Genomic DNA, 14306 nt, shown 5'->3' on the forward strand with positions numbered 1-14306 from the left:
GGGTGTGCGGTGCCGCGGGGGCTCCCGGAGGCAGCCCATGGGGCCGGGCTCACGCGCCCGGCCCGCAGCCATCCGTCAGGCGACCTTCTCCACCTGGGCCCACTCGACCTGGTTGAGGAGGTTGATCTTGATGCCCTTGACATGCTGGGAGAACGCGGCGTTCGTCCGGTAGAAGTACACCGGGATGTACGGCAGTTCCTTGATCAGGATGTCGTCGGCCTGCTGGTAGTACTTCAGGCCCTGCGCCTGCGTCGCGGCGCTGTCGCCCTTGGCGAGGAGGTCGTCGAACGCCTTGTTGGACCAGCCGGCGTAGTTGGAGCCGGTCTTGATCGCGACGGTGGAGAAGACCGGGGTCAGGTAGTTCTCCGCGGACGGGTAGTCGATCGCCCAGCCCATGCGGAACATGCCGCCGTAGGTCTTCTTGTCGAGCTCGTCGAGGATCGAGGCGAACTTCTCGAACGGCTTCACCGTGACCTGGACGCCGAGGTTGGCGCGGAGGTTGTTGGCGACCGCCTCGATCCACTCCTTGTGCGGGCCGTCGGAGTTGTAGCCCAGCTCCAGCGTCTTCGGGCCACCGTTGTCGGCGTACTGCGTCTTGGCCTTGGCCGGGTCGTAGGTGCAGACCGCGCAGGCGCCCGGACGGTAGCCGTCGAGCAGCGGGTTGATGAAGTCGTCGGCCGGGGCGCGGGTGCCCGAGAAGACCGTCTCGGCGATCGTCTTGCGGTCGATGGCCAGGGAGATGGCCTCGCGGACCTTCACGTTCGCGTAGGTCTTGTTGTACTGCATCGGGAAGCCGATGTAGCCGACGCCGGCGTCGGCCTCGTCCATGTAGCGCTCGCCGAGCTCGGCCTTGGCGCTGGCGATCGCCGAGGGGGGCAGCGAGTCGTGGACGTCCAGGTTGCCCGCGCGCAGGTCGTTGAACGCGGTCTCGGCGCTGGCGTAGAGCTTGAACTGGAGCTTGTCGAACTTCGGCTTGTCCCCGGGGAACTTGTCGTACCGGGTCAGGTCGATCGCCTGGTCGGTGCCCTTGTTGTAGGGCTTGTCGAACTTGAAGTAGCCCTGCCCGATCGGCTGCTTGGCGTACGCCTCGGTGACCTTGCCGTCCTCACCGAAGGCGGCCTTGGGCAGCGGGTAGAACGACGTGTAGCCCAGCATCGTCTTGAACTGCGAGAACGGCTTGGTCAGGGTGACCTTGAGCGTGCTCTCGCCGACGGCCTTGAGGCCCTTCATCTCCTTGGTGGAGACGGTCTTGCCCTCGCCCGGGTTCAGGTCGGCCCAGCCCTCGACGCGGCTGAAGAAGCCGTTGGCACCCTGGGCGTTGTCCTGGTTGGCGGCGAAGTTCCACGCGTCGACGTAGTTCTGCGCGACCAGCGGCTCGTCGTTGTGCCAGGTGTAGCCCGGCTTGAGCTCAATCGTCCACGTCTTGTTGTCGGTCGTCTTGATCGACTCGGCGACGTCGTTGACGACCTGCTTGTTCTCGTCGTAGCTCACCAGCGGAGCGAAGACGGCGGCCAGCACCTCGGAGCCCTCGGACTCGGTGGTGTCACCGGGGTAGAAGAGCTTCTGGGGCTCGCCGAGCTCCATGCGCACGGGCTGGTCGGCGGAGGCCGTCCCACCGCCCGTGGAGCCCTGGCTGCCGCACGCGGCCAGCCCCAGAGCGAGCAGCGCGGTGCCGGCGGTGATCCGTGCGCCCTTAGTAACGCGCATTGTAGTAATTCCTCCCTTTGCAGGCGGACGTCGCCATCGAGGTCCCGTAGCCCGGACAGCCCGGAAGGGGAGGTTGTGGTCCCCGTCCCCCGCCATCCCGGCCAAGGTGCTGACGCCACACCAGTCGGACGCGACTATCCCGCACCGCTCCACACCTAGATGTCTCTGTGATGTTGCAGTTCGGTCACGCATGTGCCGATTCGGCTCCATACGTCTACCAGCATGACTGATCCAATCCCCCAGGGAGGCCATAAGCAGACATATGGGCACATGTAGGGAGGGAACGGTCACGTCAAAATACCTCTGGGTCAGGAGTGCTTGCATCCATTGCCCACGTACGACCCCCACCTGGGCTAACGTTGACCTCGTCGCAGGGGGACCGGAGGTTCGCAGGCGAACCGCACAATTGCCCTGGAACCTCCTTGGTGGAGATCCCGTCCAATGTGTGCGGCGGAGCACCGCCGTAGGCACTTCAACCACTCGCATCCAATAGAGTCCTTGCCATGAGCCAGCCGGAATCCGCGATCGCGGACGCCCAGGCGGGCGGCCCGAGTAACGGCACCCCAGACAAGGGGCAAGAGCCGCTGGCCAAGCTCGCCGAGCGTTACGGACTTCGGCGTGCCATCGCACGCCCCAGTCTGCCCGTCTACCTGCGTCAGTTGTGGGAACGACGGCACTTCGTCATGACGTACGCGACCTCGCGCAACGTCTCGAAGTACAGCAACTCAGCCCTGGGCCAGCTCTGGCAGGTCCTCACCCCGCTGATGAACGCCGGGATCTACTGGCTGATGTTCGGCCTGATCCTGGGCGCGGACAAGGGGATCCAGAACTACCCCGCCTTCCTCATCACCGGGATGTTCGTCTTCACCTACACCCAGCGCTCGGTGAGCAGCGGCGCCAAGTCGATCTCCGGCAACCTGTCGCTGATCCGCGCCCTGCACTTCCCCCGCGCGGCGCTCCCGTTCGCCTACACGATCCAGGAGTTCCAGCAGCTGCTGATCTCCATGGGCGTGCTGGTCGCGCTGGTGCTCGTCACCGGCGAGGCGCCCACATGGTTCTGGCTGCTCATTCCGGTCGCCCTGCTCCTGCAGACCATGTTCAACGTCGGCGCCAGCCTGGTCCTGGCCCGCGTCGGCTCCACCGCCCGCGACCTGAACCAGCTCCTGCCGTTCATCATGCGCACCTGGCTCTACGCCTCCGGCGTGTTCTTCTCCATCCAGGGGAAGGTGGTGGGCGCCGAGGGAGACGTGGTCCGGCAGTGGATCGCCGACATCATGTACTTCAACCCCGCCGCCGCCTACATCGAGCTCATGCGCGACCTGCTCATGGAGTCGCATGCCCCCCGGCCGTACATCTGGTACGTCTGCATATTCTGGGCGGTGTTCGCCTTGATCGGTGGCTTCTGGTACTTCTGGCGAGCCGAGGAGAAGTACGGCCGTGGCTGAGTTGACCGAGGAGCTGTCCAGCGTGAAGGCTGAGGAACCCGGCGTCCCCACCAAGGACGTCAGGGTGTACCCCAACCCTGACCCCGTCGGCAACAGCCGCACGGGCACCCCGACGGTCATCGTGGACGACCTGCACATCATCTACCGCGTGTACGGCGCGGCCACCGAGGCCGAGAAGGGCAACGCCGCCAACGCCCTCATGCGCCTTCTCAAGCGCCAGGGCAGGCCGCAGATGAAGGAGGTCCACGCCGTCCGCGGCGTCTCCTTCGTGGCCCACCACGGCGACGCCATCGGCATCATCGGCCGTAACGGCTCGGGCAAGTCCACCATGCTGCGCGCCATCGCCGGGCTCCTGCCGCCCCACTCGGGCGCGGTCTACACCGACGGCCAGCCCTCCCTGCTCGGCGTCAACGCCGCGCTGATGCGCGAGCTCACCGGCGAGCGCAACATCGTGCTGGGCTGCTACGCGATGGGCATGAACCCCGCACAGGTGAAGGAGAAGTACGACGAGATCGTCGACTTCTCCGGCATCGGCGAGTTCGTGCAGTTCCCCATGTCGACCTACTCCTCCGGCATGGGCGCCCGCCTCCGCTTCGCCATCGCCTCGGCCAAGGCCCACGACGTGCTGCTCATCGACGAGGCCCTGGCCACCGGCGACCGCGACTTCAAGCGCAAGAGCCAGGAGCGCATCAAGCAGATGCGCGACGAGGCCGGCACGGTCTTCCTGGTGGCGCACAACCTCGACGTGATCGAGGAGACCTGCAACCGGGTCATCTGGCTGCACAAGGGCAAGATCAAGATGGACGGCGACCCCAAGACGGTGCTCGCCGCCTACAACAGCGGCTGACGGCGCCCCAGCCCCGCCGCCCTGGCGACGGCCCACAACGCGTCGCCAGGCCGCCCACGAACGCCGCCGGGGCCACGTCGGACCGCCTGCGACAACGGCCCACGAACGCCGCCGGGGCCACGTCGGACCGCCTGCGACAACGGATCACGACGTACCGCCCGGCCGCCCACCGCACCGCCCGCGGCGCCCCCGGGCAGCAGGGCAAGATGAGAGCGACAGACAAGACGCTCCCACCGGAGGTGAATCGTGTCCCCACGGCCACCGATTCCATATGACTTCCTGCCGCAGGTCCCCACGCTGACCGTCGAGAGCGACGACGTCCGCGACGGCGAGACCATGTCCGAGGCCCAGGTGTTCGACGACTGGGGGGCGACCGGGCAGAACATCTCCCCGCACCTGCGCTGGTCGGGGGCCCCCGAGGGTACCCTCAGCTACGCGGTGACGTGCTTCGACCCCGACGCCCCCACCGGCAGCGGATTCTGGCACTGGCTGCTGTTCGACATCCCCGCCGACGTGACCGAGCTGCCCACCGGGGCGGGCGCCGCCGGCTCCCACTCCGGCGTGCACGGCCGCAACGACTACAGCACCCACGCCTACGGCGGCGCGGCCCCGCCGCCCGGCTGGCCGCACCGCTACATCTTCGCGGTGCACGCCCTCGACGTGGACAAGCTCGGCGTGGACGCCGACACGCCGCCCGCCGTGGTGGGCTTCAACATCACCGCCCATACCCTGGCCCGCGGATATATCGCACCTGTGTACGAAACCTGAGGGACACGCGAACGCTCAGGCGGGCAATCGACTGACATCGTGATCGGCGTTCCGCTATGATTCGAACGTTGTTTCGATCTTAGGAAGCCGTCATGGAGTGGGGGCGCGCGATGCGAGAGCTGTCGACCGCGATCGACCACCTGGCCACAGAGGACCCGTCCGAGATTCCCCGTCTCCAGCTCGTCGAGCAGCTCATCGAGCTGCACTGGCAGATGGCCAGACTTCAGGCCCAGATCGCCCGCCGCACCACCGTGCGGGGACCAGGCCTCTGAAAAACAGCGAGAGACCGGCCGGTGCGCACCGGCCGGTCTCTCGCTGTCGCCGCGCATGCCTCGCGGCGTCGCCGTGCGTACCCCGCGGCGCGGCGCGCCGTCGTGCGTCGCCGTGACTACTCGGCGGCGACCCTGGTGGTGCTCATGGTGGTGTCGGCCAGCGAATGGACGGCCCCGGTGAGGGCCTTGGCGCCCGCCTCTCCGCTGTTGCCCACCAGCGGCGCGAGCTCGTCGGCGGCGGCGGACCGGACGATCGGGGCGACGGCCCCGGCGACCGGCTCGGCCTCGGCCGGAGACACGGTGCCCACCAGCGGGGCGAGCGTGCCCGCCTGCTCGGCCCCCTGGGGAACGGCCTGGTTCGCCGCGTCCACGAGGCCGCCGATCTCGGCACGCTTCTCACTGAGTCCCGCGACCGCCTCGGCGGAGGTCTGAGCGGTCTCGGCGGCCGACGTGGTCGTAGCGGGCACGGCGGCGAAGATGTCACTGAGGTTCTGGGACCCCTGGGCGGCGGGCAACGGGCCGTTCTGCGCGGTGCCGTCCAGCGGGCTGCCGGGGGCAGGGTCGACCACGGAGGCGCCAGGAGCAGGGTCGACCACAGAGGTGCCGGGGGCGGGATCGCCTACGGAGGTGCCGGGGGCAGGGTCGACCACAGAGGTGCCGGGGGCAGGGTCGACCACAGAGGTGCCGGGGGCAGGGTCGACCACGGAGGCGCCGGGGGCAGGGTCGCCCACGGAGGCGCCGGGGGCAGGGTCGCCCACGGAGGCGCCGGGGGTGGGATCGACCGCGGAGGTGCCGGCGAGCTCCTCGGCGGTGCCCGTGAGCGTCCACCACAGGCGCTCGGTGCCGACCCGCCAGCCGCCCGTCATGCTGCTCGGCAGGCCCTGGTCATCCCGCATCCCGAACACCGGACCCTGGTCACCCATGTTGCCGAGCTGCACGTTCCCCTCATCGAGCAGGCCGAAGGTGAGCCCTCCGAGCACGTGGGAGAGACCGTCGGTCCCGTCCTGCCCGGCGGGGATGTCGTACGACCGGGCCTGGGCGGGGGCGCAGATCGCCGCCGCGAGACCGAACGCCGCCACGGCCACAGCCGCCTTGATGAATCGCTTCATGATTGCCTTCCCAGACTGTGATCGGCCCGCTTGACTTTCATGGAACCGCGAGAAAAGCGGGCCTAAAACCCCGAATTACCGGCGGGCGCGATTTGGAGGGCTGCACGAAACGCGCCGGCCGGAAGCTGCATCGGCATTTGTATCACCGTCCCGAGCGACCCCCGGCCCATTCACGATGATCGAATTATCGGCAGCGGCAGAGTCTGGAGCCCCAGCATGGACACGCCGGGCGGGTCCTGGGACCCGCCCGGCGCGGCCGGTAAATCTGGAAATAGTCCTGCGAAGGATTACGGTCCGCCAATCCGTATGCCGCAAAACCGCGGCACCCGGGAGCACATCTCGGCGGCCCCGGAGACAGGAACCCGGGAAAGAGGCGGGAAAGAGAGTCCACCGGTCACGGCGTCAGACTTTCCGGTCGCCGCACACCTTCTTGACCGTGTGGATCAGGCGGACAGCCGCTGGGGGACCGTCGCCGGCTCGAAGGGGTCGGAGGGGCCGAGAAGCTCAGGGAGCTCGGGAAGCTCGGGAAGTTCGGAGGATTCGAAGGGGAAGCGGTCGGCGAACGCCGGTCGCAGATCGGTCAGCCACGCGGCCGTGGGGTCGTAGCGCGCGAAGAAGGGACGCCCGACCAGCTCGGGGTCGCGCGCCTGGATGAGGTGGAGCACGAAGACCTTCTGCCCCGCGATCTCCGCGACGCCGTCCACGCAGACCTTGCCGGGCGTGGCCGACATGGAGGGACCCCGCACCGTGCGGCACAGTCCCGAAACGCTCGCGTAGGCGTCCCTGAAGATCTCGTGGGCGCGGGCGAGGGGGACCGCGAAGTAGTCCTGGGGCCCGGTGTCCCGTTCGACGAACATGTAGTAGGGCACCATGCCCATGGTGAGCTGCCTGCGCCACATGGACGACCAGGTCGCGGGGTCGTCGTTGATCGTCCTGATCAGCGGCGCCTGGGTCCGGATCACCGCGCCGGTGGCGAGGATCCCGGCCACGGCGGCCTCGGCGACGGGGGACTCCATCTCTCTCGGGTGCGAGAAGTGCGCCATGAAGGCCAGGTTCTTGCCCGCGTCCACCACGGACGCGAACAGGCGCAGCGTGTCGGCGGCATCGGGGTCGGAGACGAACCGCTGCGGCCAGTAGGCCAGCGACTTGGTGCCGATGCGGATGGATTCGAGCTGCTCCAGTTCGAGCAGCGGCTCCAGGTAGCGGCGGAGCACCGACTCACTCATGATCATGGGATCGCCGCCGGTGAACAGCACGCTGGTCACCCGGGGGTGTTTCTTCAGGTAGCCGACGAGGTTGTCGACATCGTCGGAGGCGAACTTGAGATCGGGCTCCCCGATGAACTGCGCCCACCGGAAGCAGTAGGTGCAGTACGCGTGACAGGTCTGGCCCTGCTTGGGGAAGAAGAGCACCGTCTCCGGATATTTGTGCTGCATCCCCGGCATCGGGTCCTCGCCGACGCGCGGGACGTTGAGGTCGAGCTGACCGGCCGGGTGCGGGTTGAGCCGCATCCTGACCTCGCGTGCCGCCGCCTGGATTTCCGCGTTCGGGGCGCCGGCGCGCAGGAGACCTGCGAGTCTGGTGACGTCCGGCTCGGGCAGCATGTCCGCCTGAGGGAAGACCAGACGATATATGGGGTCATCGGGGATGGCCGACCAGTCGATGAGCTGATCCACCACGTAGGCGTTGGTACGGAAGGGCAGGACGGTCGCCACCGCCCTGATCCGGAGCCGCTCCTCGTCCCCGAGGCCGGCCCGTAGCAGGAGGTCGTCCAGATGCTTGGCGGTGTAGGCCCGGAAGCCGCGCGCAGAGCCTTCCTTCAAGATCACTAATTCTTTCCTCCGTTTTTTGTCGGTCTTCGTGTAAACCTCTCCAGCCGGTCGCGCGTCATGGCGCTTATATACCCGGACGTAATTACCCCTACGGCTGGTTCCACTCTCGGGCAAGTTCGCCAGTAAGTTCCTGTCGCGATATATCTCGAATCGCCGTACAATCCTTCTCATGACCTCCCGTGACCCCGCCTTACCGGGCCACCACGCCCCGGCCATGCGCGCGTCCGACGCCGACCGCGACCGCGTGGCCGCGGTGCTCGCCGAAGCCCTCGCCACCGGCCGTCTGACCAGCCTCGAACACGCCGACCGGCTGCAGGCCACCTACGACTCCGTCACGCTGGGCGAGCTCGCTCCGATCACCCACGACCTGCCCGACGTCACCGCCACGGCCCACGGGCCCGCCATCGTCCGGCATGAGGTGCGCGCCGTCTTCAGCAAGGTCGTCCGGGGCGGCCGCTGGATCGCCGGACGCCACACGGCGCTGAACGCCACGTTCGGCGCGCTGATCGTCGACCTGTCCGACGCGGTGCTCCCCGGCCGTGAGATCACCCTTGAGGTCAACTCCTCCTTCGGCAAGCTGATCGTCAGGGTGCCGGAGAACGCCCATGTCATCGACGAGGTCAGCGCGCTGTTCGCCAAGAGGCACATCTCGGGCGGCCACGGCGACGAGGGCGGCCCGGTCATCCGCGTCGTCGGCCGGGCCACCTTCGGGAAGATCATCGTCGCGCGGGAGAGAACCGACTGGAATCTCCCCGACAGGTCCTGATCCCCCCGGTTGACCCATCCGGCGCCAACCCCGCCTACGATGCGGACAGACCATCCCGCACGAGGTGACCGCTTGCCTGATACCGACGCTCCCGGCGCCATGCCGGTCGCCTTGGACGCGATGGGCGGCGACCACGCCCCTGACGAGATCGTCGCGGGGGCCGTACACGCGGTGCGAGAACACGGGGTCCGTGTCGTCCTCGTCGGTGCCCCCCGCCCCCTCATGGAGGCGCTCTCCGTCCACGACGCGCTCACCGAGGTCCCGATCATCCGGGCCGAGGAGGCCCTGGCCATGGACGAGGGCGCCCTCGCCAGCCTCCGCCGCCCCCGCTCCAGCATCGCCGTCGCCTGCCATCTCGTACGGCGAGGCGAGGCCTCCGCCGTGGTCTCCGCCGGATCCACCGCCGGAATCGTGGCCACCGGCAAGCTCCGGCTCCGCAGCCAGCCCGGCGTGCTCAGGCCCGCCATCACCGTCGCCCTGCCCACCCGGCCCACCCCCACCGTCCTGCTGGACGCGGGAGCGAACGCCGAGGTGAAGCCGGAGATGCTGGTGCAGTTCGCGCACCTGGGCGCCGCCTACGCGGAGACCGTCCTGGAGATCGCCGAGCCCAGGATCGGCCTGCTGACCATCGGCAGCGAGCCGGAGAAGGGCAACAAGCTCGTCAAGCGGGCACACGAGCTGCTGTCGGCCGCTCCCGGCCTGAACTTCGCCGGCAACATCGAGGGGCACGACCTGCTCACCCGGACGGTGGACGTCATCGTCACCGACGGCTTCACCGGCAACGTGGCGCTCAAGACCATGGAGGGCAGCGTCCGCTACGCCTTCGCCGAGCTCCGCGACACGATCAGCGAGAGCCGCGCGGCCCGGCTGGGCGGAATGCTGCAGAGAAAACGCATCAGGGGGCTCAACCAGCGGCTGGACCCCGAGGTCCACGGCGGCGCCGTGCTGCTCGGACTCAACGGCACCGTGGTCATCGCCCACGGCTCCTCACAGGCCAAAGGGGTCAGCGCCGCCTGCGTGCTCGCCGCCGGGCTGGCCCGGCAGGGCGTGGTCACCCGCATCGGCGAACGCCTGGCCGCCGCCCCCCGGCCGCACCGCCTCTGGTAGCTCCCCTCGCCCCCGGCCGCACCGCCTCTGGTAGCCCCCTCGGCCCCTACGGCCGGCTCTCTCCGGCGGTTCCCGGCCCCGCGGCCCCTTGACTGTCCAGGGGTCTCCGACGGCCCCCGCGGCTTTCGACGCCCGCGAGGCCCCGTCCGCGCGGGCTCCCCGCCCTCCGGCGACCCCCCGCGTAATGTGGGAGGACCCACACGAATCTCGGGGGGGGGACGCGTGGAGCAGCCGGCGGAGCAGGGGCTGACCACCGCGGAGGTCGCCGAGCGGGTGGCGCGGGACCAGGTCAACGTGGTCCGGCGCCGGTCGAGCAGATCGCTTCCGGCGATCATCCGGGCCAACGTCCTCACCCTGTTCAACGCGGTGATCGGCGTCCTGTGGATTCTGATCATGATCTTCGGGCAGTGGCAGGACGGGCTCTTCGGCGCGGTGGTGGTGGCCAACTCGGCGATCGGCATCGTCCAGGAGCTCCGCGCCAAACGCACCCTGGACCACCTCGCCGTCGTCAACGAGGCCCCCGTCAAGGTCCGCCGGGACGGCGCCGACACCTGGATCCCACCCCGGCGGATCGTGCTCGGCGACCTCATCCTGCTCGCCTCCGGCGACCAGCTCCAGGTCGACGGCCGGGTGGTGGGCACCGACGGGCTGGAGGTGGACGAGTCCCTGCTCACCGGTGAGGCCGACCCCGTCCACAAGCGCCCCGGCGACCAGGTGCTCTCCGGCAGCTTCGTCGTCGCCGGCGCCGGCTCGTACGTCGCGACCGAGGTGGGCGGCGACGCCTACGCGGCCAGGCTCGCCGACGAGGCCAGCAAGTTCAACCTGTCCCACTCGGAGCTGCGCGCCGGCGTCAACAGGTTCATCAAATACATCACCTGGCTGATCGTCCCGATCGGCGCGCTGCTCCTCTGGAGCCAGGTCAGCAGGACGAGCGACTTCGGCCAGGCCATCACCGGCGCGGTGGCGGGCATCGTCACCATGATCCCCGAAGGCCTGGTCCTGATGACCAGCATCGCCTTCGCCGTCGGGGTGATCCGGCTGGGCAGGCGCCGCTGCCTGGTCCAGGAGCTGCCCGCCATCGAGGTCCTGGCCCGGGTGGACGTGCTCTGCCTGGACAAGACCGGCACGCTCACCGCGGGCGGCATGAGCCTCGACCGGGTGCGCCCGCTCCGCGACGACCTGCCCGTCGACGAGGCCCTCAGCGCGCTGGCCCACCTGGACCCGGACCCCAACCCCACCGCCCAGGCCGTCCGGTCCGCATACCCCGACCCTCCCGGCTGGAGCACCGGCCTCAAGGTGCCCTTCTCCTCGGCCCGCAAATGGAGCGGGGCGGAGTTCGCCGGGCACGGCGCCTGGGTGCTCGGCGCCGCCGACGTCCTGCTCACCCCGGGCACCCCGGAGTACGACGAGGCCGAGGAGACGGCCGCCACCGGCCTCCGCGTGCTCGCCCTGGTCCGGGTCGCCTCACTGCGGGACCCCGACGACCTCGGCCCCGTCGAGGCGGCGGCCGTCATCGCCCTCAAGCAGCGGATCCGCCCCGAGGCGGCCGCCACCCTCGGATACTTCGCCCAGCAGGGCGTCACCATAAAGATCATCTCTGGCGACAACCCCGAGTCGGTCTCGGCCATCGCCCTGTCCCTCGGCGTCCCCGGCGGGGACCACGCGGTGGACGCCCGCGTCCTGCCGGAGAACGACCCCGGGAAGCTGGCGGAGATCCTGGACGCCAACACCGTCTTCGGCCGGGTCACCCCGCACCAGAAACGCTCGTTCGTCGGCGCCCTCCAGTCACGCGGTCACACGGTTGCGATGACCGGCGACGGCGTCAACGACGTGCTCGCGCTCAAGGACGCCGACCTCGGCGTGGCGATGGGCTCGGGCAGCGGCGCCGCCCGGTCGGTCGCCCAGATCGTGCTGATGGACGACGACTTCGCCGGCCTGCCCGCGGTGGTGGCGGAGGGCCGCCGGGTCCTGGCCAACATCGAGCGCGTCTCCACCCTCTTCCTCACCAAGACCTTCTACGCCATCGTCCTGTCCCTGCTCACCGGCGTCGTCGGGCTCGCCTTCCCGTTCGCCCCCCGGCACTCCACCCTGGTCAACGCGCTGACGATCGGCATCCCGGCGTTCTTCCTGGCACTCGCGCCGAGCAGCGAACGGGCCAGGGCCGGCTTCGTGCCACGCGTGCTCCGGCTGGCGGTCCCCGCCGGAGTCATCTGCGCGATCGCCGTCTACCTGTCGTACTGGGCCGCCCAGACCGGCTCCTCCACCCTGGAGGAGGACCGCACCTCAGCGGTGATCACGTTGTTCGTCACCACGTGGTGGGTGCTGGTGCTGATCGCCAGGCCGTACGTATGGTGGCGCGTCGCGCTGGTGACCTCCATGGCCGCGCTGTTCGCGCTCGCCCTCGCCGCGCCGCTCACCCGGGACTTCTTCGCGCTCGCCCCCGGCGACCTGAGCAACGACCTCGTCGCGGCCGGGCTCGGGGTGGCCGGCGTGGCCGCGCTGACGGCAGTTTTCAAGATCATGCGATCACCCGACATATCGCCGGGTCAGGGCCGGTCAAACGATACCCTTGAGTCATGACCGACCCGCAGCTCGTCCTCACCGAGCGCGTCCAGCAGGCGCTGGCCGCCGCCTTCGGTACGGATTACGCCGACGCAGACCCGCTGATCCGTCCCTCGCAGTTCGCCGACTACCAGGCGAACGTGGCGATGAGCCTGAGCAAGCGACTGCGACGAGCCCCGCGGGAAGTCGCCCAGGAGATCGCCGATCACCTCTCCGGCCGCGCCGAAGGCACCCAGGGTGACGCCTTCCCCGGCACCGTCGAGGTCAGCGGTCCCGGCTTCCTGAACATCACGCTCTCCGACGACTGGATCGCCGAGCAGACCGCCGAGGTCATGGCCGACCCGCGCAGCGGCGTCGCCCAGGCCACCCCGCCGCAGACCGTCGTGATCGACTACTCCGCGCCCAACGCGGCCAAGGAGATGCACGTCGGCCACCTGCGCACGACCATCGTCGGCGACGCCCTGGCCCGCGTGCACGAGCACCTGGGCAACAAGGTCATCCGGCAGAACCACCTGGGCGACTGGGGCACCCCGTTCGGCATGCTCATCGAGCACCTGCTGGACATCGGCGAGGCGACCGCCGTCGCCCAGCTCGAGGCCGGTGAGGGCAACGCCTACTACCAGGCGGCCCGCGCCAAGTTCGACACCGACCCGGAGTTCAACCAGCGCGCCCGCACGCGGGTGGTGACCCTCCAGGCCGAAGAGCCGGAGACCATGCGCCTGTGGCACATCTTCATGGACGCCACCGTCCGCTACTTCAACAAGGTCTACAGCCAGCTCGGCGTGACGCTCACCGACGACGACATCGCCGGTGAGAGCATGTACAACCACATGCTCGCCCGGGTCTGCGACGAGCTCCAGGAGCGCGGCATCGCCGTCGTCAGCGACGGCGCGCTCTGCGTCTTCCCGCCCGGCTTCACCGGCCGCGAGGACCAGCCGCTGCCGTTCATGATCCGCAAGAGCGACGGCGGGTACGGCTACGCCACCACCGACATGGCCACCATCCACTACCGCGTCCAGGACCTCAAGGTCGACCGGATCCTCTACGTGATCGGGGCGACCCAGGCCCTGCACATGTCGATGTTGTTCGCCTCCGCCAGGATGGCCGGCTGGCTGCCCGACCACGTCAGGGCCGAGCACGTCCAGATCGGCAGCGTGCTTGGCAGCGACGGCAAGATGTTCAAGACCCGCAGCGGCGAGTCCATCAAGCTGCTGGACCTGCTGGACGAGGCGGAGACCCGCGCCGCCGCCGTGCTCGCCGGCCGCGACTACGACGATGCCGCGCGCGCCGAGATCGGGCACGCCGTCGGCATGGGGGCGGTCAAGTACGCCGACCTGTCGGTCAGCCACGACAGCGAATACGTCTTCGACTTCGACCGCATGCTCGCCCTGACCGGCAACACCGGCCCCTACCTCCAGTACGCCACGGCCCGGATCCGCTCCATCTTCCGCAAGGCGGACGTGGCTCCGGCCACGGCGACCGGCCCGATCCTGCTCGGCCACCCGGCCGAGCGCGCCCTGGCCCTGCAGGTGCTCGGGTTCGGCTCCATCGTGGACGAGGTGGCCGAAGGCTCCATGCCGCACAAGCTCGCCGCCTACCTGTTCGAGACCGCGAGCGTCTTCACCACCTTCTACGAGAACTGTCCCGTCCTGAAGGACGACGTCGACCCGGCCACGCGCGCCTCGCGGCTCGCCCTGTGCGCGCTCACCCTGCGCGTCCTGGAGACCGGCCTGGACCTGCTCGGCGTCCCGGTTCCCGAGCGCATGTGAGTTATCCACCGGATGATCGCCTTGATTCACCAAATCAAGGCGATCATCCGGCAAAGTTGGGTTCGGCGCGCCTCCCGACGGGGATGACCGAGGCGCACTACGCTGGCGCGGTCATCGGTCAC

At 69.2% G+C, this 14306-nt stretch carries 11 protein-coding genes; 8 read left to right on the top strand and 3 right to left on the bottom strand.

Going from position 1 to position 14306, the window contains the following annotated elements:
* Nucleotides 1–75: 75 nt before the first annotated feature.
* Nucleotides 76–1707: a peptide ABC transporter substrate-binding protein gene (locus tag SROS_RS43135; RefSeq protein WP_012895293.1), complete on the bottom strand. Its 1632-nt coding sequence runs from the start codon at nucleotides 1705–1707 to the stop codon at nucleotides 76–78.
* Between the two features lie 503 nt (nucleotides 1708–2210).
* On the opposite strand from SROS_RS43135, the gene SROS_RS43140 reads away from it, so the two are divergent.
* The 4 genes from SROS_RS43140 (at nucleotide 2211) to SROS_RS43155 (ending at nucleotide 5039) form a co-directional block, all read left to right on the top strand.
* Nucleotides 2211–3152, top strand: a complete 942-nt coding sequence (locus tag SROS_RS43140) for an ABC transporter permease (protein WP_012895294.1) — start codon at nucleotides 2211–2213, stop codon at nucleotides 3150–3152.
* Complete coding sequence (locus SROS_RS43145; RefSeq protein ID WP_012895295.1) at nucleotides 3145–3999, top strand: ABC transporter ATP-binding protein; 855 nt, start codon at nucleotides 3145–3147, stop codon at nucleotides 3997–3999. Before SROS_RS43140 ends, SROS_RS43145 begins: the two co-directional genes overlap by 8 nt.
* A 246-nt stretch (nucleotides 4000–4245) precedes the next feature.
* Nucleotides 4246–4767: a YbhB/YbcL family Raf kinase inhibitor-like protein gene (locus SROS_RS43150; protein ID WP_012895296.1), complete on the top strand. Its 522-nt coding sequence runs from the start codon at nucleotides 4246–4248 to the stop codon at nucleotides 4765–4767.
* A 92-nt stretch (nucleotides 4768–4859) separates the two neighbouring features.
* The gene (locus tag SROS_RS43155) at nucleotides 4860–5039 is read left to right on the top strand and encodes a hypothetical protein (RefSeq protein ID WP_012895297.1); all 180 of its coding nucleotides are present in this window, start codon (nucleotides 4860–4862) and stop codon (nucleotides 5037–5039) included.
* Nucleotides 5040–5155: 116 nt separating this feature from the next.
* On the opposite strand, the gene SROS_RS43160 is transcribed toward SROS_RS43155, so the two are convergent.
* Nucleotides 5156–6148, bottom strand: coding sequence for a hypothetical protein (locus tag SROS_RS43160; protein ID WP_012895298.1), 993 nt, complete (start codon nucleotides 6146–6148; stop codon nucleotides 5156–5158).
* Between the two features lie 443 nt (nucleotides 6149–6591).
* Nucleotides 6592–7977, bottom strand: coding sequence for a KamA family radical SAM protein (locus SROS_RS43165; protein WP_012895299.1), 1386 nt, complete (start codon nucleotides 7975–7977; stop codon nucleotides 6592–6594).
* A gap of 172 nt (nucleotides 7978–8149) precedes the next feature.
* On the opposite strand from SROS_RS43165, the gene SROS_RS43170 reads away from it, so the two are divergent.
* The 4 genes from SROS_RS43170 (at nucleotide 8150) to argS (ending at nucleotide 14184) form a co-directional block, all read left to right on the top strand.
* A complete protein-coding gene (locus SROS_RS43170; RefSeq protein ID WP_012895300.1) occupies nucleotides 8150–8746 on the top strand; it encodes a DUF1707 SHOCT-like domain-containing protein in 597 nt (198 codons plus the stop codon).
* Nucleotides 8747–8845: 99 nt separating this feature from the next.
* On the top strand, nucleotides 8846–9853 hold the full coding sequence (plsX, locus tag SROS_RS43175; RefSeq protein WP_043654146.1) for a phosphate acyltransferase PlsX: 1008 nt from the start codon (nucleotides 8846–8848) through the stop codon (nucleotides 9851–9853).
* Nucleotides 9854–10075: 222 nt separating this feature from the next.
* Nucleotides 10076–12433: an HAD-IC family P-type ATPase gene (locus SROS_RS43180; protein WP_043654149.1), complete on the top strand. Its 2358-nt coding sequence runs from the start codon at nucleotides 10076–10078 to the stop codon at nucleotides 12431–12433.
* The gene (argS, locus tag SROS_RS43185) at nucleotides 12430–14184 is read left to right on the top strand and encodes an arginine--tRNA ligase (protein WP_012895303.1); all 1755 of its coding nucleotides are present in this window, start codon (nucleotides 12430–12432) and stop codon (nucleotides 14182–14184) included. The genes SROS_RS43180 and argS overlap by 4 nt, the downstream gene beginning before the upstream one ends.
* The last annotated feature ends 122 nt before the right edge of the window (nucleotides 14185–14306 follow it).

Origin of the sequence: Streptosporangium roseum DSM 43021, from assembly GCF_000024865.1 — a bacterium.
Lineage (GTDB): Bacteria > Actinomycetota > Actinomycetes > Streptosporangiales > Streptosporangiaceae > Streptosporangium > Streptosporangium roseum.

Coding starts and splice junctions, on each gene's coding strand:
- SROS_RS43170 (WP_012895300.1), top strand. CDS start 8,150: ATGACCTCCCGTGACCCCGCCTTACCGGGCCACCACGCCCCGGCCATG.
- SROS_RS43140 (WP_012895294.1), top strand. CDS start 2,211: ATGAGCCAGCCGGAATCCGCGATCGCGGACGCCCAGGCGGGCGGCCCG.
- SROS_RS43135 (WP_012895293.1), bottom strand. CDS start 1,707: ATGCGCGTTACTAAGGGCGCACGGATCACCGCCGGCACCGCGCTGCTC.
- SROS_RS43160 (WP_012895298.1), bottom strand. CDS start 6,148: ATGAAGCGATTCATCAAGGCGGCTGTGGCCGTGGCGGCGTTCGGTCTC.
- SROS_RS43155 (WP_012895297.1), top strand. CDS start 4,860: ATGGAGTGGGGGCGCGCGATGCGAGAGCTGTCGACCGCGATCGACCAC.
- plsX (WP_043654146.1), top strand. CDS start 8,846: ATGCCGGTCGCCTTGGACGCGATGGGCGGCGACCACGCCCCTGACGAG.
- argS (WP_012895303.1), top strand. CDS start 12,430: ATGACCGACCCGCAGCTCGTCCTCACCGAGCGCGTCCAGCAGGCGCTG.